We start from the raw sequence: 1,837 nt of genomic DNA, 5'->3' as shown, positions 1-1,837 counted from the left end.
TCTGGGGGCGGAGCCCCCAGGAGGTGGCTCCGCGCAGCGGGGCCCGGTCCCGAACGGAGTTACGGGTGCGGCGCTCCAGGAGGGTGAACCTCCGAACACCTGGCGCATGGCGCCCCTTCGGCACCCCCGCCCCCTCCTAGGCTGCCCCGCGGACCCGCCGCCCCCGCGAGAAACGGACCGACCCCATGCGCCTACGCCCCACAGCAGCCGCCACCGCCACGCTCCTCGCCGCCACCGCCCTGCTCCTCCCCACCGCCGGCCAGGCCCTGGCCGCCGCTTCCGACCCCGACCACGACCACGGCACCCTCGGCGAGATCCACTACCGGTTCACGGACGACGACGGCGACGTGCGCCACGGCACGATCGAGCCGGCCGACAACGACACCTGCTACCGGCTGACCGGAACCTCCCGCAACCGGGCGGCCTTCACGGTGCAGAACGACACCGACTCGCTGGTCCTCGTCTTCCGCGACAACAGCTGCGGCGGCGAGGCCCAGGAGGTCCTGCGGCCGGGTGAGCGGGCGCACGACCTCAACGCCCGTTCCGTCTTCCTCAAGCCGGAGGACGACCACCACCACGGCCGTCACGACCGCGACGACGACTGGGGCGACGAGGACCGCGCCCGCCCCCGCCAGGAACGCGGCAAGGACCGCGTCGTCTTCGACAAGGCCTTCCTCGACGCGGCCCGCCGCTCGCTCGGCTGATCCGGCCGCGCCTGCCACGGCACATGGGACAGGGCCGCCCGGGGAGGATTCCTCCCGGGCGGCCCCGTGGTTTCAGCGGTTCAGCCGTGGCTCAGCTCAGAAGGTGAGCTTCCAGCTGTCGATCTTGCCGGTGTCCAGGCTGGCGTTGTCGTTGACGCGCAGCTTCCAGACGCCGTTCGCGACCTCGGACGAGGCGTCGACGGTGTAGCTCTTGATGATGTTGTCGGCGCTGCCGCCCGAGCGGTTGTGCAGGTTGTAGACGCTGCCGTCGGGCGCCACCAGGTCGACCTTCAGGTCGCCGATGTAGGTGTGCAGGATGTTGACGTCCACCTTGAGGGTGGCCGGCGCGTTGCCCGGGCGGCCGCTCACCGTGATCGGGGACTCGACCGTCGCGTTGTCGTTGATCGCGTAGTCGGTCGTGTTCTCGAAGACGCTCGGCAGCGAGGTGCCGACGGTCCAGGTGAAGGACGCGGTGCCCGTCTTGCCCGCCGAGTCGGTGACGGTGACGGTCACGTTGGACGTGCCCGCGGTGGTCGCCGTACCGGAGATCAGACCGGTGGAGGAGTTGATCGACAGGCCGGCCGGCAGGCCGGTCGCCGAGTAGGTCAGGGCGCCCGGGTTGGTGCTGGTCGCCTGGACCTGGAGGCTCACCGCGGTGTTGATCTGGGTGGTCTGGTTCCCGATCGCGGTGACGGTGACCCCGTCGTTGATGCGCGGGCCGACGTTGATGGCGGCCCAGGCGTTGGCCACGTTGTTGTACGTGGTCGAGCCGGCGCCGTACAGGTCGGCGGCGGCCTTCAGGGTCTGGACGCGGGCGTCGGCGTAGTTGGTGGTCGACTTGAAGTAGCCCACCGTCAGCGCGCGGAACCAGATCTTCGCGGCGGCGTCACGGCCGATCGCGGTGACCGGGAGGCCGTCGGAGGTCGGCGAGTTGTAGCTCACGCCGTTGATGACCTTGGCGCCGGAGCCCTCGGAGGCCAGGTAGAACCAGTGGTTCGCCGGGCCCGAGGAGTAGTGGACGTCGATCGAGCTGATGCCCGAGTACCACGCGTCCTTGGACGCGCCGTCCTTGCTCGGCTTGTCCATGTAGCGCAGCGGGGTGCCGTCGCCGTTGATGTCGATCTTCTCGCCGA

The 1,837-nt window shown here is 70.3% G+C and carries 2 protein-coding genes; one reads left to right on the top strand and one right to left on the bottom strand.

Annotated features, from left to right (window positions below; genetic code table 11):
* Positions 1 to 185 precede the first annotated feature (185 nt).
* Positions 186 to 704 (top strand): hypothetical protein, encoded by a 519-nt coding sequence (locus VR44_RS23300; protein ID WP_045949527.1) that lies wholly within the window; start codon positions 186 to 188, stop codon positions 702 to 704.
* Between the two features lie 96 nt (positions 705 to 800).
* Here VR44_RS23300 and VR44_RS23295 read toward each other — a convergent pair.
* On the bottom strand, positions 801 to 1,837 hold a 1,037-nt coding region (locus tag VR44_RS23295; RefSeq protein WP_045949526.1), incomplete at its 5' end, for a M4 family metallopeptidase.

Origin of the sequence: Streptomyces katrae (assembly GCF_000966975.1) — a bacterium.
Lineage (GTDB): Bacteria > Actinomycetota > Actinomycetes > Streptomycetales > Streptomycetaceae > Streptomyces > Streptomyces katrae.
This window is presented reverse-complemented; position numbering and strand designations above follow the sequence as displayed.